Below are 20,579 nucleotides of genomic sequence, written 5' to 3'. Positions count from 1 at the left end.
CTGTCGGTCAGGTCAGCCCTTCTTCGGGCGCGGGGTCGGGGGCGACAGCAGCAGTCCGTACTTGCCACCCGACAGGGCCAGCGCCGCGCACTCGCGGCTGTCGCGGAAGACGCCTTCCGCCTCGGCCGGGTCGAGCGCCGCGTCGATGTCGATGTCCTGGGTGCGGATGACCTCTTCGATCATCTTCTCCTTGGAAGGCATGTCACCATCTCCCTCTGGTTGGCCAATGACCTTCACACCACAAGTGTCCCTCTAGTCACAAAACATGCCTACCTCACAAAAAACCCATGAGGTAACTATTTCAACAAACCGGACAGGATCGACCTGCCGGTTCACCGGCCGCGCCGCAGCCGCCACACGTGGTCCTCGCGGTGGCCGTCGACGCCGTCGGGGGAGGCACTCGCGCGGCGGACCGTTTCCCGGGTCTCGACGGTCCACTCGGCGGCCGGCAGGTCGAGGTCGGCCAGCAGGCCGTCCAGGGTGGGGAACTCGGCGTCGAACGGGGGCTCGGTCTGCCAGGACGGCCAGCCGGCGTGCAGGACGAGCAGGAGGGTGCCGCCGGGTGCGACGGCGGCCGCCGCCCGGCGCAGTACCCCCCGCTGGTCGAGGGCGACCGGGGACTGCAGGTAGTGCGCGCTCACCAGGTCGAAGGAACCCTCGGGGAACGACTCGCCCAACTCGTGCCGCTCCCACGCGACACGGTCCCCGACGCCGGCCTCGGCGGCGTGTGCGGCGGCGCGCTCCAGGGCCGTGGCCGCGATGTCCACGCCGGTGACCCGCCATCCCCGCGAGGCCAGCCACACGGCGTCACCGCCCTCGCCGCAGCCGAGGTCCAGGGCGGTGCCCGGGGTCAGGCCGGACGCCTCCCGTACGAGCAGTTCGTTCGGGCGCCCGCTCCAGACGCGGCCGGAGTCGCGGTAGCGGGACTCCCAGAACTCGGCGGGCTGGGCAGGCGGGGGGACGCTGGTCATGGGTGCCTCCAGGGCGGACGCTGCGGCCGTGCGCCGCGGGAGTGCGGCGCCTCATCGGCGACCCTGCACCGGACACCGCGCCGACGGCGAAGGACTTTGCCGGTTCGGCAAACGGAAGGCGGCGGACCCCGCGCCGGGTCCGGGCGTGCGGCCGTCCGCACGCGGAACAGAGCGGCCGTCCGTCCACCGACAGGAGTGCCGATCTTCGCCATCGGGGCCCCGATGGCAGGGGCGGCTACGCTGGCGCCATGAAGCACCGCACTCCGGCCCGGGAGGAGCCGTCGGCCACCGGCGGCCGGGGGCTCCCGCCGCACGCGGACCTGAATCTGCTGCGCACCTTCCTGGCCGTGTACCGCGCCGGTTCGTTCACGGCGGCGGCGCCCGGGCTCGCCCTGTCCCAGCCGACGGTGACCGCCCAGATCCGCACCCTGGAGCAGCAGACCGGACGCGTCCTCTTCACGCGGCTGCCGCGCGGGGTGGAGCCGACGCCGTACGCGCGGGAACTGGCCGGGCGGGTCGCCGCCCCGCTCGACGCGCTGGCGGTGCTGGGGGACTCCGATGCCACGGCCGCGCCCGTGCACCTGGCCGGGCCGTCCGAGCTGCTGTGCGTGCGGGTGCTGCCCTCGCTCGCCCCGCTGGTCGCCGACGGGGTGCGGCTGCGGGTGGCGCAGGGGCTGCCCGAACCGCTGATGGAGGAGATGCGCGCCGGCCGCCACGACCTGGTGATCACCACCCGCCGCCCGCGCGGCCGGGCCCTCGCCTCGGTCCCGCTGGCCGACGAGGAGTACGTCCTGGTCGCCGCGCCCCCCTGGGCCGACCGGGTCGCCGGCGCCGAAGAGGTGGGCGCGGCCCTGCGCGAGGTGCCGATGGTGACGTACGCCGAGGACCTGCCGATCCTGCGCCGCTACTGGCGCACGGTCTTCGGCCGGCAGCTCGTGGCCGACGCCGCCGTGACCGTGCCCAACCTGTACGCCGCCCTGGCGGCGGTGAACTCCGGCGCCGGCTACAGCGTGCTGCCCCGCTCGCTGTGCCGGGAGCAGCTGGACAGTGGCCGGCTGGTGCTGCTGCACTCCCCCGCGGAGCCGCCGCTGAACACCCTCTTCCTGGTGCAGCGTCCGGGCGCCGACGCCAACCCCGACGTGCGCCGCGTCCGGGACCACCTCAGGCGGGCCGCCGGCGACTGGTAGCCGGTGGGCCACGGGCAGCGCGAAGGCCCCGGCCGAGGCCGGGGCCCGAGGAGGCGGACCGGTCAGTGGTCGGTCGCCAGGTGGAGCTTGAGCAGGTCCACGCCGTAGTCGTTGCCGTTGGGCGTGCGGATGATGGTGTGGATGTGCTGCTGGGTGGGGTCGCCCATCTGGCCGGGGCCGCCCGCGCCGGGGCCCGTGGAGGCGGAGGCCGAGGCGGACGCGGAGGCCGACGCCGAGGGGGAGGCCGAGCTGCCGTCCTCGTCCTCGTGGTAGGCGAGCGGGGACTGGGCGTCGTACTCGATCAGCACGACGGGGCTGTGGATCCGGTAGTAGAACGCGGAGTCGTCCTCGTACTCGCCGATCCAGTAGAAGTACGTGTCGTCGAGGTGCTTCTCGATCTCCCGCAGCTTCACCCGCGCGTGGCCCTCGTCCTGGTAGCCGACGTACACCTCGGCCAGGTCGAGCAGGAGCTGCTGCTGGCGGTTGTTCAGGGCGGAGCCCTTGACGCCGGCGTACGGGATCTGCGCGTTGTCCTGGCCGGCGCCGGCGATCAGGTCGGTGCCGGACTTCTCGTCGGCGGAGAGGGCGGCGGCGCGCTGGGTGTCGTTCAGGGAACGGAAGAACTTCAGGCCGGCGACGGTCTCCTCACGGAAGAGGTGGTAGTCCACGCCGTCGTAGGTGATCTTCGTCGGCTCGGAGCCCATGAAGGTCGGGGTCATCACGACCTGGTCGCCGAGGACGAAGTAGTTGATGACGAGGTGGTGGCCCTCGAACTGGAAGCCCCAGGCGTCGGTGGCCGACGGGGTGCCCATGACGGTGAACCAGTAGGCGTCCTCGTTGAGCGCCTTGGAGGTGTCGCCCGAGTACTCGCCGAGGAAGTGGTTGAGCTTGCGGATGCTCTCGGCCTGCTTGAGGCCGCGGGCCGACAGCGCCGACTTCAGCAGCTTCATGCCGAGCGCGTACTGCTTCTCCGTCAGGTCGCGCAGGGCCACGCCCTCGCGGTCGTTGGAGTCGACGTTGGTCCAGTCGAGCCACTGGTCGGCGTCGATGTCGAAGAGGGTGGCCGACTTCTGGTCGTCGGTGAGCGAGTCGACGAAGGCCGCGGCGGCGCGCACCACGGGGGTGGTGGAGACGCCGGTGGAGTGGATCGCGTAGAGGTCCTCGACGACCGTGCCGTCGGTGGTGACGCCGACGAAGTCGTCATAGGCGATCGTCTGGCCGAAGCCGCCGCCGGCCGGCGGGCCGGAAGGGCTGGCGCCGGCACTGGCCGTCGCGTCGGCCGTGGCCGTCGTCTCGGCGCCGGCCTGGGTGGCGGCGTACCCGCCCATGGCCGCGACGGCGGAGACGCCGCCCGCGAGCAGGGCCTTGTTCATGAACCACCGGCGGGAGCGGTGCGCCGCCCGCGTGCGGGGCTTGTGTCCGTGCGTTCCGTTGACCATGTGCTGAACGATTTCGTCAACAATTAGGGAGACGGTAGCAGGAAGCTGTGCGTGGCTTAGGAACACTTGCCTCAGCCGGTGTCAACTGCCCTGTTGTCGGGCTTCGTTGGACGTGCGTCCGTCATGCCGCGCGGGCCCACTGCCGGCGTGCGCGGGCGGAGGCGGTGTGGGCGGGGACGGGCCGGACGCGGCAGGTCGTCTTGGCGGGGTCGACGATGGGGTCGTCGAGGGCGATCCGGCCGGCGGAGCGCAGTTCCTCGCAGACGGCGGTGGGCAGGGCGACGTAACAGCCGCCCGTCGGCATGCCGGGCTCCATGGGCCGCCAGTAACCGTATCTGCGCCGCCCGCCCGGGTGTTCGGTCACGAAGACGGGGGTGCGCGGGTCGGAGACGACACGCAGGACCTGGGCGGCGTCCGGGCTGGACTGGCCGGCGGTGGTGGACGGCATCGACGAGGGCCTTTCTGCGGGGCGGGACCCGAGACCGCCTACCCGGTCCGGCCGGAGTTGATCTCGCTGACCCGCATTCTGCGGCAAGGCACTGACATCGCCGCCGGCGCTCGGGGCCCGGCGGGCACGCACCCCGCCGGTCGTGGAATGTTCAACCACCTCGCGTGGTTGACCGGTCCGAAGGAGGCCACCCGTGAACACGACCCACTCGACACGCCCCGCCCGCCCGGCCTACCCGGCGTACTACGACCACGGAACGCCCGCCGAGCGCTGGGAGCGCGCCCGGACGTTCTTCGACGCCAAGAACTACGCGGCGGCGGCCCTGGTCCTCGGCCGGCTGGTCGAGGAGGTGCCGGAGCAGACCGGGCCGCGGCTGCTGCTCGCCCGCTCCTACTACCACTCCGCCCAGCTGAACCGCGCCGAGGCCGAGTTGCGGGTCATCGTCGAGCGTGACCCGGTGGAGCACTACGCCCGGCTGATGCTGGGCCGGACGCTGGAGCGGCAGGGCAGGCAGGACGAGGCCGACTCCCAGCTGCGGATCGCCGCGGCCCTCGGGGGCGACTTCGCGGAGGTCTGAGCCGGCCGCCTGGTCCGGGCGGCCCGGCCGCGGGGCTCAGCGCCTCGCCGCCGGGCCGCTCGCGTACGTCCGGCGGCCCCGGCGGTACATGATCTCGCCGAGGACGATGTCGGCCGCGAGGAACGCCGCGAGCGGGATGCCGAGCAGCGGCACGAAGTAGCCGAGGACCGCGGCGCAGGCCAGCAGCGGTACGAGGAGGTACGGCGGCACCTGCTGCCAGGCGCCGCGCGGGATCGGGCGGCCGAAGGAGGAGCCGCGTCCGCGCTGCCACCACATGCGGTAGCCCCAGACGATGAGCAGGACGAGCGCGAGCGCCAGTGCCATCAGGGCGAGCTGGTTGACGAGGCCGAACAGGTTGCCGGTGTGCAGGTCGATGCCCCAGCGGGTGAGCTTGGCCAGCACCGGGTAGTCCGCGAACCGCAGCACGTCGGTGACCTCACCGGTCGCCGGGTCCACGGCGACCGAGTCCTGCTTCTCCGGCCAGCTGCGCTGCACCTGCCGCACGACGTACGCGGTGGACGCGTCGGCGGGCGGGACGATCTCGACCGGGTCGCCGAGGCCCTCGGCGCGGGCGGCGGCCAGCACCTGGTCGAGGCCGACCCCGTGCGCCGCGTCCCCTCCGGCGCCCGCCGCCGCGCCGTGGCCCGCGTGCTCGCCGCCCGCCGCGGCCGAGGACACGGCGGGGGTGGTCTGGCCGAGCGAGACACGCAGCTTCTCGACATTGGCCCCGGCGTACGTGGACCAGGTCAGGCCGGTCGCCGAGAGGAAGACGAGCCCGGCCGCGATCCAGGCGCCGGTCGCACCGTGCAGGCCGAGGGTGCGGCGGCGGCCGCTGGTGCCGCGCAGCTTGCGCCGGGCTCGCCGCCGGGAGAACCACAGCACCAGTCCGCCGCCCGCGATCACCCACAGCCAGCTCGCCGCGAACTCGCTGTAGAGCCGGCCGGTCTGACCGAGGTGCAGGTCGCGGTGGAACTCGTCGATCCAGGTGCGCAGCGGGAGCGCGCCGGTGGAGCCGTACTGTTCGAGGGCGCCGCGCACCTCGGCGGTGCAGGGGTCGACGAAGACGGCGAGCGTGTGGGCGGGGTCGACGCCCGCGACGCCGGAGAGCATCACCCTGGTGGTGGCGTCGTCGGCGGGCGAGGGGCGCACGGCGGAGACGGTGCCCTCGGGGTGGGCCTCGCGGGCGGCGGCGACCTGCTCGGAGACCGGCAGCTTGGCCCCGCCCACCTCGGGAACGGTCAGTTCGTGGGCGTAGACGAGCTTCTCGGCCTGGAAGGAGGCGGCGTACAGCAGGACGGTGACGGCCGCGACCAGGAGGAAGGGGGCGACGAACACCCCGGCGTAGAAGTGCAGGCGCAGCACGAGGGGGCGCAGCGGGGACCATCTGCCGGGCGCTGGCTGCGCGGCGGCCGGTTGCGGGGCCTCGTCCGTGGTGGTCGAGGAAGCGGTGGTCATGGGCGTCTCTCCGGGGCGTCGTCGGGCGTGACGGTCCAGTGGTCGGCTCCGGGAGGCACCGAGTGCCCGGCGATTCCTGTGATGTGCGTCACTCGCGCGCGGGGTGGTGTCAGTGGGCCGTGGCATCCTGGCGTGATGGGAACTTGGGCCGGGCGTACGCCGATCGCCGAGCGTGTCGAGGAACTCCTGGCCCCTGGTGGCCCGTTGCCGATCGTCGAGGCCGGTGATCCGGTGCTGCGGCGCGCGGCCGAGCCGTTCGACGGACAGTTGGAGCCCGCGCTGCTGGCCCGGTTCGTCGAGGCGCTGCGGGTGACCATGCGGGCGGCGCCGGGGGTCGGCCTGGCGGCCGTGCAGGTGGGGGTGGGGCTGCGGATCGCGGTGATCGAGGACCCGGCGCCGGTGCCGCCCCAGGTGCGCCGGGCGCGCGGGCGGGTGCCGCAGCCGTTCCGGGTCCTGGTCAATCCGGCGTACGAGCCGGCCGGTGACGGCCGGGCCGCGTTCTACGAGGGCTGTCTGAGCGTGCCGGGCTGGCAGGCGGTGGTGGCCCGGCCCGCGGCGGTACGGCTGACGGGGGCGGACGAGCACGGCCGCGCGCTGGACGAGGTGTTCACCGGGTGGCCCGCCCGGATCGTGCAGCACGAGACGGACCACTTGGACGGGACGCTGTACCTTGACCGCGCGCAGCCGCGCTCGCTGGCGTCGGCCCGGGCGATGACGGAACGCTGGTCACAGCCCACACCGCACGAGGCGGCGGCAGCGCTCGGCTTCGACCTGGACTGAGTGCTCGGCGGGCCGCACCCGTACGACGGCGACTGCGGCCCCGCTGCCCGCGCCGGGCCGGCCCGCGGGCGGGCGGGCCGGACGGGCGGCGGTGCCGCGGGACGGCGGTCAGCTGTCGCGGTAGGACTCCAGCAGCCGCAGCCACACCTCGCTGATCGTCGGGTAGGACGGCACCGCGTGCCAGAGCCGGCCGACCGGGACCTGGCCGGCGACGGCGACGGTCGCCGAGTGGATCATCTCGCCGACCCCGGGGCCGACGAAGGTCACGCCCCGCACGATCTCGTCCTCCAGGTCGACGACCATCCGGGCGCGGCCCCGGTAGCCGTCGGCGTAGAGACCGGCGCCGGCCACCGTGGAGAGGTCCACGTCGACGGCGCGGACGCGGTGGCCCGCCTGTTCGGCCTCGGCCAGGGTCAGGCCGACGGAGGCCGCCTCGGGGTCGGTGAAGACCACCTGGGGGACGGCGGCGTGGTCGGCGGTCGCGGCGTGCGCGCCCCACGGGCCGGAGTCCAGGGCGCCCTCGCCGGAGGCGCGGGCGGCGATGGCGGCGCCCGCGATCCGCGCCTGGTACTTGCCCTGGTGGGTGAGGAGGGCCCGGTGGTTGACGTCCCCGACGGCGTACAGCCAGTCGTGGCCGGTGACGCGCAGGCTGTCGTCGGTCTCCAGCCAGGAGCCCGGCTCCAGTCCGACGGTCTCCAGGCCGAGGTCGTCGGTGCGCGGCGCGCGCCCGGTGGCGAAGAGGATCTCGTCGGCCTCGATCCGGTCGCCGCCGTCGGTGACGGCGACGACGGTGCCGTTCTCCCGGCTGACGGACTTCACGGACGTGCCGGTGCGCAGGTCGGCGCCGGCCTCGGTGAGCGCCTCGGCGACCAGTTCCCCGGCGAACGGCTCCATGCGCTCCAGCAGTCCCCCGCCCCGCACCAGTACGGTGACGCGCGCGCCGAGGGCCTGCCAGGCGGTGGCCATCTCGACGGCCACGACTCCGCCGCCGACCACGATCAGCCGGCCCGGCGCCCGCTGGGCGCTGGTCGCCTCGCGGCTGGTCCACGGGCGGACGTCGGCCAGGCCCGGCAGCGGGGGCAGGGCGGCGCGGCTGCCGGTGCAGACGGCGACGGCGTGCCGGGCGGTGAGGACGCGCCGCTCCCCGTCGGGTCCGGTCACCTCCACGGTGCGCGGCCCGGCGAGGCGTCCCTGTCCGCGGTACAGGTCGGCGCCGATGCCCTCGATCCACTGGACCTGGCCGTCGTCCTTCCAGTCCGAGGTGTAGTAGTCGCGGTGGGCGAGGACCGCGGAGGCGTCGAGGGGGCCCTGGACCGCCTGGCCCAGTCCGGGGGTGCGGCGGGCGTCGGCCCGGGCGATGACCGGGCGCAGCAGGGCCTTGCTGGGCATGCACGCCCAGTAGGAGCACTCACCGCCGACCAGTTCGCTCTCCACTATCGCGGTGGTCAGTCCGGCCGCCCGGGTGCGGTCGGCGACGTTCTCGCCGACCGGGCCGGCGCCGATCACCACGACGTCGTACACGTTGGATTCCGTTTCCGTCATGGGGCCAGTCTGGTGGGTGGTGTGCGCCGGGGCCACATGGGTACGTGCGCGGAATACCCGCTCGGCCTTCGCTGTTTGCGCCGACGGCACCCGCCCCCGACCAGGAAGAGGGATCAGCCATGAGCAGCACCGTGGAGCTCACCAAGGAGAACTTCGACCAGACGGTCACGGACAACGAGTTCGTGCTGATCGACTTCTGGGCGTCCTGGTGCGGGCCGTGCCGTCAGTTCGCCCCGGTCTACGAGAAGGCGGCACAGGACAACCCCGACCTGGTCTTCGGCAAGGTGGACACCGAGGCGCAGCCGGAGCTGGCCGCGGCCTTCGGCATCCAGTCCATTCCGACGCTGATGATCGTCCGGGACCAGGTGGCCGTGTTCGCGCAGCCGGGCGCGCTGCCCGAGGCGGCGCTGACGGACGTCATCGGGCAGGCCCGGAAGCTGGACATGGACGAGGTCCGCAAGGCGGTCGCCGACCAGCAGGCGCAGGGCCAGCAGAGCGGGCGGTAGTCCGGCCGCCGGCGCGGTCCTCGCGCGGGGCCGGGCTCAGCTGGAGTCGCGGTGCACCACGGACGCGCCGAGGACCGCGCGGTGCTCGGGCACGGCGCCGGGTTCGCGCACGGCACGGTCGACGAGCGCGGCGAGTTCGCGGCCCGCGGGCAGTTCGAGGCGTACGGTGCTCAGCCGCGGCCTCAGCAGCCGGCCCAGCACGAGGTCGTCGGCGCCGAGCACGGCCGTCCGCCCGGGGATGGGGACACCGGCGTCCTGGAGGGCGCGGCAGAGCAGCATGGCGTACTCGTCGTTGTAGGCGAACACGGCGTCCAGGCCCAGGGTGTCCCAGCGGGCGGCGAGCCGGGCGGCGGCCTCCTCCTCGTAGGGGAGGGGCAGTTCGGTCAGGGTCGCGTCGGTGCCGCGCAGGGCGCGGCGGACGCCCGCCAGGCGGGGTACGGAGAAGAGCCGCAGGCCGGGTTCGGCCGGCATGACCACACCGACGCGGCGGCGCCCGCGTTCGTACAGGTGCCGGCCCGCGGCGTGGCCGACGGCCCGGTGGTCCATGATCAGGGCGTGGGCGCCGTCGACGGCCTCGGGCCCCAAGGTCACCACCGCGCGGGCGCCCGAGCGCTTCAGCACCTCCACGCCGCGCGGGCCGAGGCCGGGTCCGGGGACCAGGACGGCGATCGGCCGCAGCTCCGCCCAGGCGCGGGCGCTGTCGTCGCCGTACGGGCCGCCGGCGCCGTACTGCACGACGGTGTAGTCGAGGTGGGCGAGGGCCTTCTGGAGTTCGCCGACGAAGCGGGTGTAGAGCGGGCCGGCGGGGAACGCGGGCGCCGGCATCACGACCGTGCGGCTGTGGCCGGCGCGCAGGGTGCGGGCCGCCGCGTGCGGGACGTAGCCGAGCTGTTCGGCGGCCTCGCGGACCCGGCGGCGGGTGGGTTCGCTGATGCGGACGGCGTGGGTGTTGTTCAGGACGTAGGAGACGGTCGCGCGGGAGACGCCGGCCAGACGGGCCACATCGGCGCTCGTGGGCACGGGCGGGTTCGGTATCTGCACCATGACGTACGGCATCCTGGCAGAGCCGCGGGGCGGGACGGCGGCCGGGGGAAGGTAGTCCGGATCGGACCAACTACGGGACCGCGTAGGGAAACTGACGGAGTGTGAGCGTGCGTTCCGGTCACCGGGGCGGCGGCGTCCCGGTCGTCCGGGCCACCAGGTCCGTCCAGGCCCGCTCCAGCCGGGCCAGGGGCATCCCGCACTGCACGGTCAGGTGATGGACCAGCACCGGGTCGAGCGAGGACATCAGGGTGTGCGCGAGCAGTTCGCTGTCGGCGTCCGGGACCAGCTGGCGCAGCAGCAGGGCCACGTGGGCGTTGTGGAAGCGGCGGGCCGGGACGGTGTAGCGGCGCCCGGGGCCGGGTTCGGCGGCCAGTTGCAGGTCCAGTTCCTCGCTCGCGCGGCGCAGCAGCGCGCAGCCGAAGGCGCGCAGCCGCTCCACGGGCGGCGCCCCGGGTCCCAGTGGCGGCGGGCCGCTGAGCAGGGCGGCCTGGAACTTCCGCTCCGAGTGGTCCATCAGCGCCATCAGCAGTCCGGTGCGGTCGCCGAAGCGGCGGAACACCGTGCCCTTGCCCACCCGGGCCGCCGCGGCCACCGCCTCCATGGTGACCCCGGCCGCGCCGTGCTCCGCGACCAGGCGCGCGGCGGCCTCCAGCAGCCGGGCGCGGTTGCGCGCGGCGTCCGCGCGCAGGCACGGCTCCTTCTCCAGCGGGCCGGTGCCGAGCTGCAGCAGTTCGGGCGGGTCGACGGGAACCGGGGACGCGGGACGGGGCGGAAGGGCGGCGGACATGTCGCCAGCGTAAAGCATCGGGAAGAAAACTGGACCGTGGTCCGCTTAAGGTGCTACAACATTAAACGGACCTCGGTCCGGATTCGTAACCGCAGTGTTTCGCGGTGTCCCGCAGTGTTTACAGCGCCTGGAGTCATCACCATGTCTGTTCGTATCCTCGCCCTCGTCGGCAGCCTTCGCGCCGGTTCGCACAACCGCCAGCTCGCCGAGGCGGCCCGCAAGCTCGCCCCGGCCGGGGCCGAGGTGGAGCTGTTCGAGGGACTGGCCGAGATCCCCTTCTACAACGAGGACATCGACGTCGAGGGCAGCGTCCCGGCCGCCGCCGCCCGGCTGCGTGAGGCCGCCCAGGCCTCCGACGCCTTCCTGGTCCTGTCGCCGGAGTACAACGGCACCATGCCGGCCGTGCTGAAGAACGCCATCGACTGGCTGTCCCGCCCGTTCGGCGCCGGCGCCTTCGGCGGCAAGCCCGTCGCCGTCATCGGCACCGCCTTCGGCCAGTACGGCGGCGTGTGGGCGCAGGACGACGCCCGCAAGGCCGTGGGCATCGCGGGCGGCAAGGTGATCGAGGAGCTGAAGCTGTCCATCCCCGGCTCGGTGACCCGTTTCGCCGAGACCCACCCGGCGGACGACTCCGAGGTCGCCGCCCAGCTGACCGAGGTCGTCTCGCGTCTGCACGGCCACGCCGGGGAGATCACCGCCGCCTGAGTGCGGCAAGCTCGGCACCGCGCGGGGCCGGGGTCCTTCGGGACTCCGGCCCCTTGTGCTGTTCCCGTGCTGTTCCGCGGCTGCTGTTTCGCGGCGCGGTGTCAGGCCACCGCCGTCGGTGCCAGGGCGCGCAGTTCCGCCAGTGCCGCGGCGACCGCCGGCCGCCGGTGTCCGCCGCGCCGGGTGCAGGTCAGCAGCGTGCGGTGCGGGCGGTCGGCGCAGCGCAGCCGGGTGACGGGCAGGTGCGGGACCAGATGGGCCAGGCGCGGGATCAGGGCGACGCCGAGGCCGTGCGCGACGAGGTGGGCGGTCACGTTCCAGTCCCGCGCGTGGTGGACCACGTCGGGGGTGAAACCGGCGGCGCCGCACGCCGACATCACGTGCAACCGGCAGGGACTCCCGGGCACCGGGGCGATCCAGGGCTCGTGCGCCGCGTCCGCCAGACCGACCCGGTTCCGCCCGGCGAGCGGATGGCCCTCGGGGACGACCAGGTCGAACGGGTCGTCCAGCAGGGGCCGCTGGTCGAAGCGGGCGTCGCCCGGCGGCGGGTTGCGCGGGGTCGCCTCCACCACGGCGAGATCGGCCTCCCCCTCGAAGAGCAGGTCGAAGCTCTCGGGTACGTCCGTCTCCCGGATGCGGACGGTGAGGCGGGGATGGCGTTCGCGCAGCCGGGCGGTCATCGGCGCCAGCAGCACCGAGACGGCCACCGGGAACCCGGCCACGTGCAGCGGACCGGCGGGCTCGTCCCGGCCCGCGTGCAGTTCCAGCTCCGCCTCCTCCCAGCGGGCCTGGATGGCGTCGGCGTGCGTGAGCAGGCTCTCGGCGGCGGGGGTGAGCCGTACGCCGCGGCCCTGCGGCTCCAGCAGGTCGACGCCCAGTTCCCGGGCGAGCCGGCGGATCTGCTGCGAGGCGGCGGAGGGCGTGAAGTGCAGGGCGCGGGCGGCGGCGGTGACCGTGCCGTAGTGGGCGACCGCCCTGAGGACGTGCAGCCGGCGCAGGTCAATCATGAAGTCCACGCTTCACGGTGAGGTCCGGTAAGTCAACCTGGACGTGTACGGACCTCTCGTCGCACCCTTGGCTGTGTCGCGACGATCAGCCGGCCGAGCAGGACATCGACCGCACCGGCACGGACAAGGAGACGCCATCACCAGCACGACCGGCACGACCGGTACCGCCTGCCCGCACTGCGGGTGGCCGGACGCCGCCGAGCCCTGCCAGGTGGTGTCCCGGCACCCCACGGCCACCGGCCACACGGTGTGGTCCCGGTGCGCCTGCGGCTCGCTCCAGATGCGGATCGTCGACGCGACGGGCGTCCGCGTGGTCTCCCGCAGCCGTCCCGCGCCGGGGCGCTGAAGATCACCGGTGCGCTGACCGCCGTCGGTCCCGGCGGATCGCGCTCCGCGCCGCACGCCGTGCCCGGTGGCACGGTGCCCTCCGCGCCGAAGGGGCCGCCCCGGGCCTTCCTGGACAACGGCGGAACGTTCCGGTCGGCGCCAGGCCGGCGGGGTGGCCGCACCGCGAGTGCGGCCGGTCGGGTCCCACGGCTGCGACGTCCTGGTCCCGCACCCGGCCGTCCCCGGTCGGCCCGCGGCCCGGCCGGGGACGGCCGCGCCGCCTCCTGTGCGCCACGTCGGGTCCGCTTCCTGGGACCAGCGGTACCAGGTACGCGGGGGCCCGGCGGTGTTCACTGGGAGCCATGACGACGACCGAGTTCGGACGGACCGTACGCCGGTGGCGCGACCGCGTCTCCCCCGAGTCGGCCGGGCTGCCGGCCCGCGGTCCGCGGCGCGCGGCCGGGCTGCGCCGGGAGGAACTGGCCCTGCTGGCCGGCATCTCGGTCGACTACGTCACCCGGCTGGAACAGGGCCGGGCGGCCAACCCCTCGCCGCAGGTCGTCGAGGCACTCGCCCGGGCGCTGCGCCTGCCGCTGGAGGAGCGGGCCTATCTGTACCGGCAGGCCGGGCTGGTGCCGCCGGGTCCGGACACGGTGCCCTCGTACATCCCGCCCAGCGTCCACCGGCTGCTGGACCGGCTGGCCGGCACCCCCGTCGCCGTGTTCGACGCCGCGTGGACGCTGCTGCTGGCCAACCAGCCGTACGCCGCCCTGATGGGCGATCCGTCCGACTGGCGCGGGCACGAGCGCAACAGCGTGTGGCGCACCTTCGCCGGCCCGCGCGGCCGGGCGCGGCAGAGCCCGCCGGAGCGGCGGGCGTTCGAGGAGGCGCTCGTCGCCGATCTGCGCCACACGGTGGGCCGGTACCCCGCCGACCGGCGGCTGCGGCGGCTGGTCGAGGACCTGTGCGCGCACAGCGAGCGGTTCGCCGAGCTGTGGGAGTCGGGGATCGTGGGCCGGCACGAGGTGGCCCGCAAGACGATCGACCACCCCGCCGTGGGGCCGCTGGACCTGGACTGCGACGTGCTCAGTGTGGCGGGCAGCGACCTGCGCGTCATGGTGTACTCCGCCGAGCCGGGCACCCCGGACGCCGAGCGGCTGGCCCTGGTCACCGTCCTGGGCACCCAGTCGCTGGTGGATTAGCCCGCGTACCGGCCCCGGTCATGCGGCGGGCGGCGCGGTGGGGCGGTGGGGCGTCGTGCGGGCCGGTGCCTCCCGGACCGGCGCGGGAGGGGCTCAGGCGTGGGCGGACGAGACGAGGGGTTTCCGGGGGACGACGCAGGCAACCCGGGACCCTGCGCAGGCCCCGCCCGCCTGAGCACCCCGCGTGAGCACCACCCCGGCCGGCGGCCCGCCCGGCCCGACCCGACGGGAGCACCCGGATGACCACCGCACCTCCGCATCCGCCCGCCGCCCGGTCCGGCCCGCGCATCGGCGTGCTCGGCTCCTACGGCGGTTTCAACACCGGCGACGAGGCGATCCTCACTTGCGTCCTGGGCTGTCTGCGCGCCCACCGGCCGGACGCCCACCTCGTCGTCCTCAGCCGGAACGCCGAGCACACCCGCGCCCATCACTCCGAGGCCGACGAGGTCGTCGACTGGGAGGGTGTCAGCCGCAACCACGTCCTGGACGTACTGCCCCGCCTGGACCTGCTGGTACTGGGCGGCGGCGGCCTCCTCTTCGACGGCGAGGCCCGGCGCTACCTGCGGCTGGTGCGCGCCGCGCAGGACCGGGACGTGCCCACCTTCGCCTACGCCATCGGCGCCGGACCGCTGCGGGAGGCCGAGGACCGGGAGGCGGTACGGACCGTGCTGGCCGACATGGACGACGTGGTGGTACGCGACGAGGAGTCCCGGCTGGTGCTGGAGGAGGTCGGCCTGGAACGCGAGGTCACCGTCACCGCCGACCCGGCCCTGCTGCTGCGCCCCGAACCCTTCACCGACGCCATGATGCGCGACGAGGGCGTGCCCACCGACGCCCGGCTGGTGGGGATGTCGGTACGGGAACCGGGCCGGGCGGCCGAGGCGCTGGACGAGAGCGACTACCACGCGCTGCTCGCCACCGTCGCGGACTTCCTGGTACGGCGCCTGGACGCGCACGTGGTGTTCCTGCCGATGGAGCGGCACGACGTACGGCACGCGCACGCCGTGCTGTCCCACATGACCGCGCCGGACAAGGGCCGCATCCTGCACGGCTCCTACAGCCCGGGGCAGGTCCTCGGCCTGATGCGCCACCTGGACCTGGCCGTCGGCATGCGGCTGCACTTCGTGATCTTCGCGGCGCTGACCGGCGTACCGGTGCTGCCGCTGCCCTACTCCGGCAAGGTGTTCGACTTCGCGCGGCGGCTCGGGGCTCCGGCGCTGGTGGGCGTGGCGCGGGAACAGGCCGGGCTGCTGCTGGCGGAGGTCGACCGGCTGTGGGACGAGTATCCGCGGCGCGAGGAGGACCTCAGGGCGCGGATGCGGGAGCTGACGACGGCCGCCCGCGAGACCTGTGTGCGCTGCGGCTCGCTGCTGGACGCGGTCGGCGGCGGGCGGGCTGACGGGGCGCTGTCCGGCGCGGCCGAGCCGCGGCCCCTGGAGGTGTGATGCCGGTTCTGCGCGAACCCGCCGAGCCACGCACGGTGACCCTGCCGCCGCGGTCCGCCCAGCACGGGGGCCGCTGCGACGTGCTGGTGGTGGGCGGCGGTCCGGCCGGGTTCGCCGCGGCGCTGGCGGCGGCCGACGCCGGGGCCGACGTGGTGCTGGTGGAGCGGTACGGGTTCCTCGGCGGCAACGCGACGGCGGCGCTGGTGATGCCGCTGATGTCGTTCCACAACGAGCACAAGCAGGCGGCGTTCACCGAGGCCGGGGACGCCTCCCGGCTGCTGCCCACCGACCACGGCGAGGGCGAACCGGTGGTCGCGGGCGTGCTGTGGCGGCTGCTGGAACGGCTGATGGAACGCGGCGGCTGCCTGCGCCCGACCCCGAGGACCGGCTACACCGTCCCCTTCGACCCCGAGCTGTTCAAACTGACCCTGCTGGAGATGATGGACGAGTCGGGTGTGCGGATGCTGTTCCACGCGTTCGCGTCGACGGCGCTGCGGCAGGGCGACGGCTGGCGGGTGGTGTTCGAGACCAAGTCGGGTCCGGTGGTGATCGACGCCGGGGTGGTCGTGGACGGCACCGGGGACGGGGACGTCGCGGCGGCCTGCGGGGCGCCGTACGAGATCGGCCGGCCGGAGGACGGGCTGGTGCAGCCGATGACGCTGATGTTCCGGATGGCGGACTTCTCGCGGCCGGACTTCGCGGAGTACGTGCGCGAGCACCCGGACCAGTGGCGCGGGGTGCACGGGCTGTGGGACCTGGTGGAACAGGCGCGGGCCGACGGCGACCTGCGGCTGCCGCGCGAGGACATCCTGTTCTTCGCGACGCCGCACCCGCACGAGGTGAGCGTCAACTGCACGCGGGTGACCAGGGTGCTCGGCACCAGCGTGTGGGACCTGACCCGGGCCGAGTACACCGCCCGCCGCCAGCTCGCCCAGATCGACCGGTTCCTGCGCGCCCGGGTCCCCGGCTTCGAGGCGTCGTACGTGGTGCAGAGCGGCGTGCACGTCGGCGTCCGGGAGAGCCGGCGCGTCCTCGGCGACTACCAGCTGACGGGCCACGACATCCTGGCCGCCCGCCCCTTCGCGGACGTCGTCGCGCACGGCGCGTACCCGGTCGACATCCACAACCCGCGCGGCTCCGGAACGGTACTGAAGCGGGTGCCCAGGGGCAGCTTCTACGACATCCCGCTGCGCTGCCTGCTGCCGCGCGGTACCGACCGGCTGCTGGTCGCCGGGCGCTGCATCTCGGGGACGCACGTCGCCCACTCGTCGTACCGGGTCATGCCCATCGCCATGGCCACCGGCCAGGCGGCCGGGGTGTGCGCCGCGCTGACCGTACGGCACGGGCAGGGCCCGCGGGGGCTGCCGTACCGGCTGGTCCAGCGGGAGCTGCTGCGGCAGGGGGCGCGGCTGCGGATCGATCAGGCGGAGGGTGCCTGACCGATCCGGCGGAGGGTGCCTGACCGATCCGGCGGAGGGTGCCTGACCGATCCGGCGGAGGGTGCCTGACCGATCCGGCGGAGGGTGCCTGACCGATCCGGCGGTCAGTGGCCGGGAGCCGCCGTGCTGATGCCGCCCAGGGCCGAGCGGGGGTCCTCGGCGGCGGCGAGGTCACCGAGGCTGACGATGCCGACCAGGTCGCCGCCGTGCTCGACGACCGGGAGGCGGCGCACGGCGTACCGGCGCATCAGCTCGGCCGCCCGGTCGGTGGTGTCCTCCGGGGTGAGGGTCACCACGGGCGGCGGCGTGCACACGGAGCCGACCCGGGTGTCGTCGGGGTCGCGGCCGTCGGCGACGGCCCGCAGGACGATGTCGCGGTCGGTCAGCACGCCGAACAGGTCGCGGTCGTAGGCGACGAGGACGTCCCCGACGTTCCGTTCGCGCATCAGCTCGGCGGCGTGGGTCACGGTGGTCATGGGCTCGACGGTCGCCGTGGCGGGCGACATCACGTCCCGGATGCGGTGGGTCATGGCGGGCGCCTCCCGGGCGCTGTGTCGGTGCCTGTGGTCGTGCCTGCGGTGGCGGTGTCCGTGGTGGCGGTGTCCGTGGTGGCGGTGTCCGTGGTGGTGTCCGTCTTCGACCGCGTTGCCGACATCGGCCCGGTCAAACCGCCCGGCCGGCGGGGAACGGCTCCGGGACCCGCCGGTCAGGGCCGGTCGAGCGCCCGGCCGAGGGCGGTCAGCCAGTCGTCGACCGGGCCGAACGTGAGCACCCCGCTGCCCGCGCCCGCCAGTTCGCCGGACGCGGGCAGCAGCCTGTCGTACGTCCGCCGCACCGCCGCCCGGTCGCCGAGCGCGAGGGCGAGCGCGGCCTCGGCGCAGCACAGGGCCTCGTAGAGGAGGTCGGGCGGTGGTTCGGGCAGGTTCCGCAGGGCGGTCCCGGCGGCCGTCCGTTCGCCCTCGGCCAGGAGGGCGAACGGCTGTGCCCAGGGGCGGTAGGGGCCCCAGTCCGCCCGCAGGTCGACCCGGGGCGGCAGGCCCCGGGACAGGCGCAGGCCGAGAAGGGCGAGCGGCAGCAGGCCCCGTTCCAGGCCCGGCATCCCGGCGCCGTCCAGGCGCGCGGCGGCGGCCCGGTACCCGGCCTCGGCGCGGTCGTACGGGGCTTCGCCGGCGGCCTGGCGCAGGGCGCGGTACCAGTCGGTGAAGACGGCCACCAGGGGCCGTTCGTGCCGGGCGGCCAGCCGGTCCGCGGCGGCGGCGTGCTCGTCGGCACCGGTGAAGTCGGCCAGGGCGGAGCGCGCCTGGAGGCGGATCAGGTGGCCGAGGACCTCGTAGGTGACCAGGGCGTGGCGGGCGGCGAGGGCGACGAGTTCGGCGCCGATCGCGTCGCGGCGCGGGGCCGTCCCTGCGGTGGTGCAGGACTGCATGTAGGTGCCGTTGAGGGCGAACGCCAGCAGCGCGGGGTCGTCCAGGTTCCGGGCGATCTCCTCGGCCGCGCGCGCCGCCCGGGGGCCGCGCGGTGACCGTACGCCGCGGCTCTCCAGGGCGACGGTGGCGAGCAGGCGGCAGCGGGCGGGGGCGGCCGACGGGGTGTCCGGGAGGGCGGCGAGGGTGCGTTCGGCGGCCTCGACGATCCGGCGGGCCGCCTCGGGGTCGTCGCTGCGGGTCCAGTTGGCGGGGACGTCGTAGGCGCCGATGACCCGGGCGGTCAGTGCGGCGTCGCCGGTCTCCTCGGCGGCGGCGACGGCCGCCGGACGGTGCAGCCGGGCGGCCTCCAGACCGCCGCCGCCGGTGACGGCGAGGGCGCGCAGCAGGCCGACGGTGGATTCCAGGCGGGCCCCGGAGCCGGCGGCGACCGCGCGGTCGTACGCCTGCGTCGCGCGGGTCCACAGCCGGGCCGCCGCCTCGGCCGGTTCGGCGGACGGGTCCAGGGCCGGGTCCTGGGCGAGGACGCCGGCCTCCAGGCGGCGCAGCCGCGGCCCCGGCTCGATGCCCAGTTCCCCGGCGAGCCGGGCGCGGGCCCGGCGCAGTACCGCGAGGGCGTCCGCCTGCCGTCCGGTGCGGTACAGGGCGAGGGCGAGCAGCCGCCACGCCTCCTCGCGCCACGGGTGGCCGTCCAGGTGGGCGTCGAGGTCGGGGACGGCCTCGGCGGCGCGGCCCAGCTCCACCAGGAGTTCCGCCCGGCGTTCGACGGCGCCGAGCCGCAGTTCGGTCAGCCGGGACCGCTCGCCCCGCGCCCATTCCTCCCCGGCGAACTCCGCGTACGCCGGTCCCCGCCACTCACCCAGGGCCGCCCCGAGCCGGTCCGGCGCCTGCGCGGCGGGCAGCCGGCCGGCCGCCGTGACGGCCGCCTCGAAGCGCCACGCGTCCACCGCGTCCGCCGCCGCGCGCAGCGCGTATCCCGGACCCTCGGTGACCAGCAGCCGGGCCGGGGCGCGGCGCGGCCGGTCGGGTTCCAGGGCCCGGCGCAGATCACCGACGAAGGTGCGCACCGCTCCCACGGCCCGCGCGGGCGGTACGTCCCACAGGTCCTCGACCAGCCGGGACACCGGGACGACCCGCCGCCGGGCCAGCACCAGCCGGGCCAGCACGGCGCGGTGCCGGGGTCCCCGCAGGGCGAGCGCCCGGCCGTCGCGCTCGGCCGTGACGGGCCCGAGCACCCCGAAGGTGACCGTCTCCATGTTCCGTCCGACCTGTTCCGTTCGCTTCCGACCAGGTCACCACGGTACGCGCGCTGATCGGTTGCTGATCCACGCCCGGCAGGGTCAGGGGTGCGCGAAGGACCGTTGAAAGGAACGCACCCCTCATGACACCGACCCTCCCCGGCTTCTCCTACGACCGGGTCCCCGTCGCCGACGGCGTGGCGCTGAACGTCGCCGTCGGCGGCTCCGGCAGCCCCGTCGTCCTGCTGCACGGCTTCCCGCAGACCCACTTGATGTGGCGGCACGTCGCCGCCGACCTGGCGACCGAACACACGGTCGTCTGCCCCGACCTGCGCGGCTACGGCGACAGCGACAAGCCGGCCGACCCGGACGGCACCGCGTACGCCAAGCGGACGATGGCCGCCGACGTCGTCGCCCTGGCCCGGGCGCTGGGGCACGAGCGGTTCGCGCTGGCCGGGCACGACCGGGGCGCGCTGGTCGCCGTCCGGGCCGGGCTGGACCACCCGGACGCGGTGACGCACCTGGCCGCGCTGGACGTGCTGCCGACCCTGGACATGTGGGACGTGCTGCACGGCACCACGGCCGCCGTCGGCTTCCATCTGTACCTGATGGCCCAGCCGCCCGGACTGCCGGAAGCGCTGATCGGCGGCGCGCCGGACGCGTTCTTCGGTCACTTCCTCGACGTCTGGACCCGCGACCCGGACGCCCTCCCGGCCGACGTGCGCGCCGCGTACCTCACGGCGTCCCGGGAGGCGGTGCCGTCCATCGTGGCCGACTACCGGGCCTCGGCCGGCGTCGACGTCGACCACGACCGCGCCGACCGGGAGCGCGGCAACCGGCTGCGGATGCCGGTGACCGTGCTCCAGCAGGACTGGGGCGCGGCCCTCGGCTACGACGCCGCCGCGCTGTGGCGGGCCTGGGCCCCGGACCTGCGGCATCTCACCGTGGACTGCGGGCACTTCATGGCGGAGGAGGCGCCGGCGGAGGTGTCGGGGGCGCTGCGGGAGCTGCTGTCCCGGTAGGCCCCGCGGGCACCGCCGCCGCTGTGCCGGTCCG

General features: G+C 74.9%; 21 protein-coding genes. 10 read left to right on the top strand and 11 right to left on the bottom strand.

The features are described from left to right. Positions 1–12: 12 nt before the first annotated feature. Both J7I94_RS07470 and J7I94_RS07465 read right to left on the bottom strand, forming a co-directional pair. Positions 13–201, bottom strand: a complete 189-nt coding sequence (locus tag J7I94_RS07470; protein ID WP_215166086.1) for a hypothetical protein — start codon at positions 199–201, stop codon at positions 13–15. A gap of 131 nt (positions 202–332) precedes the next feature. Then, complete coding sequence (locus J7I94_RS07465) at positions 333–971, bottom strand: bifunctional 2-polyprenyl-6-hydroxyphenol methylase/3-demethylubiquinol 3-O-methyltransferase UbiG (protein ID WP_215166084.1); 639 nt, start codon at positions 969–971, stop codon at positions 333–335. Between the two features lie 248 nt (positions 972–1,219). On the opposite strand from J7I94_RS07465, the gene J7I94_RS07460 reads away from it, so the two are divergent. After that, a complete protein-coding gene (locus J7I94_RS07460) occupies positions 1,220–2,158 on the top strand; it encodes a LysR family transcriptional regulator (RefSeq protein ID WP_215166082.1) in 939 nt (312 codons plus the stop codon). A 62-nt stretch (positions 2,159–2,220) separates the two neighbouring features. Here J7I94_RS07460 and J7I94_RS07455 read toward each other — a convergent pair whose 3' ends face one another. Then, complete coding sequence (locus J7I94_RS07455; protein ID WP_251074794.1) at positions 2,221–3,597, bottom strand: DUF3500 domain-containing protein; 1,377 nt, start codon at positions 3,595–3,597, stop codon at positions 2,221–2,223. 121 nt (positions 3,598–3,718) lie between these two features. Beyond that, positions 3,719–4,045, bottom strand: a complete 327-nt coding sequence (locus J7I94_RS07450) for a hypothetical protein (RefSeq protein ID WP_215166080.1) — start codon at positions 4,043–4,045, stop codon at positions 3,719–3,721. 193 nt (positions 4,046–4,238) lie between these two features. On the opposite strand from J7I94_RS07450, the gene J7I94_RS07445 reads away from it, so the two are divergent. Continuing rightward, a complete protein-coding gene (locus tag J7I94_RS07445; RefSeq protein ID WP_215166078.1) occupies positions 4,239–4,622 on the top strand; it encodes a tetratricopeptide repeat protein in 384 nt (127 codons plus the stop codon). Between the two features lie 36 nt (positions 4,623–4,658). Here J7I94_RS07445 and J7I94_RS07440 read toward each other — a convergent pair whose 3' ends face one another. Beyond that, the gene (locus J7I94_RS07440; protein WP_215166076.1) at positions 4,659–6,077 is read right to left on the bottom strand and encodes a PepSY domain-containing protein; all 1,419 of its coding nucleotides are present in this window, start codon (positions 6,075–6,077) and stop codon (positions 4,659–4,661) included. Positions 6,078–6,212: 135 nt separating this feature from the next. Between J7I94_RS07440 and J7I94_RS07435 the strand changes: the two genes are divergently transcribed. Continuing rightward, positions 6,213–6,857 (top strand): peptide deformylase, encoded by a 645-nt coding sequence (locus J7I94_RS07435; protein ID WP_215166074.1) that lies wholly within the window; start codon positions 6,213–6,215, stop codon positions 6,855–6,857. Between the two features lie 108 nt (positions 6,858–6,965). Here the strand turns inward: J7I94_RS07435 and J7I94_RS07430 are convergent, their stop codons facing one another. After that, complete coding sequence (locus J7I94_RS07430) at positions 6,966–8,399, bottom strand: NAD(P)/FAD-dependent oxidoreductase (protein WP_215166072.1); 1,434 nt, start codon at positions 8,397–8,399, stop codon at positions 6,966–6,968. Between the two features lie 119 nt (positions 8,400–8,518). Between J7I94_RS07430 and trxA the strand changes: the two genes are divergently transcribed. Beyond that, the gene (trxA, locus tag J7I94_RS07425; protein ID WP_215166070.1) at positions 8,519–8,905 is read left to right on the top strand and encodes a thioredoxin; all 387 of its coding nucleotides are present in this window, start codon (positions 8,519–8,521) and stop codon (positions 8,903–8,905) included. A gap of 36 nt (positions 8,906–8,941) precedes the next feature. Here the strand turns inward: trxA and J7I94_RS07420 are convergent, their stop codons facing one another. Then, the gene (locus tag J7I94_RS07420; RefSeq protein ID WP_215166067.1) at positions 8,942–9,949 is read right to left on the bottom strand and encodes a LacI family DNA-binding transcriptional regulator; all 1,008 of its coding nucleotides are present in this window, start codon (positions 9,947–9,949) and stop codon (positions 8,942–8,944) included. Positions 9,950–10,067: 118 nt separating this feature from the next. Beyond that, the gene (locus J7I94_RS07415) at positions 10,068–10,736 is read right to left on the bottom strand and encodes a TetR/AcrR family transcriptional regulator (RefSeq protein ID WP_251074793.1); all 669 of its coding nucleotides are present in this window, start codon (positions 10,734–10,736) and stop codon (positions 10,068–10,070) included. A gap of 141 nt (positions 10,737–10,877) precedes the next feature. Between J7I94_RS07415 and J7I94_RS07410 the strand changes: the two genes are divergently transcribed. Continuing rightward, positions 10,878–11,441, top strand: a complete 564-nt coding sequence (locus tag J7I94_RS07410; protein WP_215166065.1) for an NAD(P)H-dependent oxidoreductase — start codon at positions 10,878–10,880, stop codon at positions 11,439–11,441. Between the two features lie 101 nt (positions 11,442–11,542). Here the strand turns inward: J7I94_RS07410 and J7I94_RS07405 are convergent, their stop codons facing one another. Further along, the gene (locus J7I94_RS07405) at positions 11,543–12,448 is read right to left on the bottom strand and encodes a LysR family transcriptional regulator (RefSeq protein ID WP_215166064.1); all 906 of its coding nucleotides are present in this window, start codon (positions 12,446–12,448) and stop codon (positions 11,543–11,545) included. Positions 12,449–12,584: 136 nt separating this feature from the next. Here J7I94_RS07405 and J7I94_RS38175 point away from each other — a divergent pair, with 136 nt between their 5' ends. The 4 genes from J7I94_RS38175 to J7I94_RS07390 all read left to right on the top strand — a co-directional run bounded on the left by J7I94_RS38175 (position 12,585) and on the right by J7I94_RS07390 (position 16,861). Beyond that, positions 12,585–12,794 (top strand): hypothetical protein, encoded by a 210-nt coding sequence (locus J7I94_RS38175; protein ID WP_308114510.1) that lies wholly within the window; start codon positions 12,585–12,587, stop codon positions 12,792–12,794. Positions 12,795–13,137: 343 nt separating this feature from the next. Beyond that, on the top strand, positions 13,138–13,977 hold the full coding sequence (locus J7I94_RS07400) for a helix-turn-helix domain-containing protein (protein WP_215166063.1): 840 nt from the start codon (positions 13,138–13,140) through the stop codon (positions 13,975–13,977). Positions 13,978–14,216: 239 nt separating this feature from the next. Further along, positions 14,217–15,422 carry a polysaccharide pyruvyl transferase family protein gene (locus J7I94_RS07395; RefSeq protein WP_215166062.1) on the top strand — a complete coding sequence of 402 codons (1,206 nt, stop codon included), beginning with the start codon at positions 14,217–14,219 and terminating at the stop codon, positions 15,420–15,422. Next, positions 15,422–16,861 carry an FAD-dependent oxidoreductase gene (locus J7I94_RS07390; RefSeq protein ID WP_215166061.1) on the top strand — a complete coding sequence of 480 codons (1,440 nt, stop codon included), beginning with the start codon at positions 15,422–15,424 and terminating at the stop codon, positions 16,859–16,861. The genes J7I94_RS07395 and J7I94_RS07390 overlap by 1 nt, the downstream gene beginning before the upstream one ends. Before the next feature lie 104 nt (positions 16,862–16,965). On the opposite strand, the gene J7I94_RS07385 is transcribed toward J7I94_RS07390, so the two are convergent. After that, the gene (locus tag J7I94_RS07385; RefSeq protein ID WP_215166059.1) at positions 16,966–17,391 is read right to left on the bottom strand and encodes a CBS domain-containing protein; all 426 of its coding nucleotides are present in this window, start codon (positions 17,389–17,391) and stop codon (positions 16,966–16,968) included. Positions 17,392–17,567: 176 nt separating this feature from the next. Beyond that, positions 17,568–19,541, bottom strand: coding sequence for a BTAD domain-containing putative transcriptional regulator (locus J7I94_RS07380; RefSeq protein WP_215166057.1), 1,974 nt, complete (start codon positions 19,539–19,541; stop codon positions 17,568–17,570). A 125-nt stretch (positions 19,542–19,666) separates the two neighbouring features. Between J7I94_RS07380 and J7I94_RS07375 the strand changes: the two genes are divergently transcribed. Continuing rightward, the gene (locus tag J7I94_RS07375; RefSeq protein WP_215166056.1) at positions 19,667–20,545 is read left to right on the top strand and encodes an alpha/beta fold hydrolase; all 879 of its coding nucleotides are present in this window, start codon (positions 19,667–19,669) and stop codon (positions 20,543–20,545) included. The last annotated feature ends 34 nt before the right edge of the window (positions 20,546–20,579 follow it).

The organism is Streptomyces sp. ISL-12 (genome assembly GCF_018614415.1).
In the GTDB taxonomy this organism is placed as follows: domain Bacteria; phylum Actinomycetota; class Actinomycetes; order Streptomycetales; family Streptomycetaceae; genus Streptomyces.
Note: the sequence above shows the minus strand (reverse complement) of the source record. Positions and strands in the feature narration are given on the sequence as shown.

Coding starts and splice junctions, on each gene's coding strand:
- J7I94_RS07375 (WP_215166056.1), top strand. CDS start 19,667: ATGACACCGACCCTCCCCGGCTTCTCCTACGACCGGGTCCCCGTCGCC.
- J7I94_RS07405 (WP_215166064.1), bottom strand. CDS start 12,448: ATGATTGACCTGCGCCGGCTGCACGTCCTCAGGGCGGTCGCCCACTAC.
- J7I94_RS07455 (WP_251074794.1), bottom strand. CDS start 3,597: ATGGTCAACGGAACGCACGGACACAAGCCCCGCACGCGGGCGGCGCAC.
- J7I94_RS07440 (WP_215166076.1), bottom strand. CDS start 6,077: ATGACCACCGCTTCCTCGACCACCACGGACGAGGCCCCGCAACCGGCC.
- J7I94_RS07395 (WP_215166062.1), top strand. CDS start 14,217: ATGACCACCGCACCTCCGCATCCGCCCGCCGCCCGGTCCGGCCCGCGC.
- J7I94_RS07400 (WP_215166063.1), top strand. CDS start 13,138: ATGACGACGACCGAGTTCGGACGGACCGTACGCCGGTGGCGCGACCGC.
- J7I94_RS07415 (WP_251074793.1), bottom strand. CDS start 10,736: ATGTCCGCCGCCCTTCCGCCCCGTCCCGCGTCCCCGGTTCCCGTCGAC.
- J7I94_RS07410 (WP_215166065.1), top strand. CDS start 10,878: ATGTCTGTTCGTATCCTCGCCCTCGTCGGCAGCCTTCGCGCCGGTTCG.
- J7I94_RS07450 (WP_215166080.1), bottom strand. CDS start 4,045: ATGCCGTCCACCACCGCCGGCCAGTCCAGCCCGGACGCCGCCCAGGTC.
- J7I94_RS07420 (WP_215166067.1), bottom strand. CDS start 9,949: ATGGTGCAGATACCGAACCCGCCCGTGCCCACGAGCGCCGATGTGGCC.
- J7I94_RS07460 (WP_215166082.1), top strand. CDS start 1,220: ATGAAGCACCGCACTCCGGCCCGGGAGGAGCCGTCGGCCACCGGCGGC.
- J7I94_RS07470 (WP_215166086.1), bottom strand. CDS start 201: ATGCCTTCCAAGGAGAAGATGATCGAAGAGGTCATCCGCACCCAGGAC.
- J7I94_RS07435 (WP_215166074.1), top strand. CDS start 6,213: ATGGGAACTTGGGCCGGGCGTACGCCGATCGCCGAGCGTGTCGAGGAA.
- J7I94_RS07430 (WP_215166072.1), bottom strand. CDS start 8,399: ATGACGGAAACGGAATCCAACGTGTACGACGTCGTGGTGATCGGCGCC.
- J7I94_RS07380 (WP_215166057.1), bottom strand. CDS start 19,541: ATGGAGACGGTCACCTTCGGGGTGCTCGGGCCCGTCACGGCCGAGCGC.
- J7I94_RS07390 (WP_215166061.1), top strand. CDS start 15,422: ATGCCGGTTCTGCGCGAACCCGCCGAGCCACGCACGGTGACCCTGCCG.
- J7I94_RS07385 (WP_215166059.1), bottom strand. CDS start 17,391: ATGACCCACCGCATCCGGGACGTGATGTCGCCCGCCACGGCGACCGTC.
- trxA (WP_215166070.1), top strand. CDS start 8,519: ATGAGCAGCACCGTGGAGCTCACCAAGGAGAACTTCGACCAGACGGTC.
- J7I94_RS07465 (WP_215166084.1), bottom strand. CDS start 971: ATGACCAGCGTCCCCCCGCCTGCCCAGCCCGCCGAGTTCTGGGAGTCC.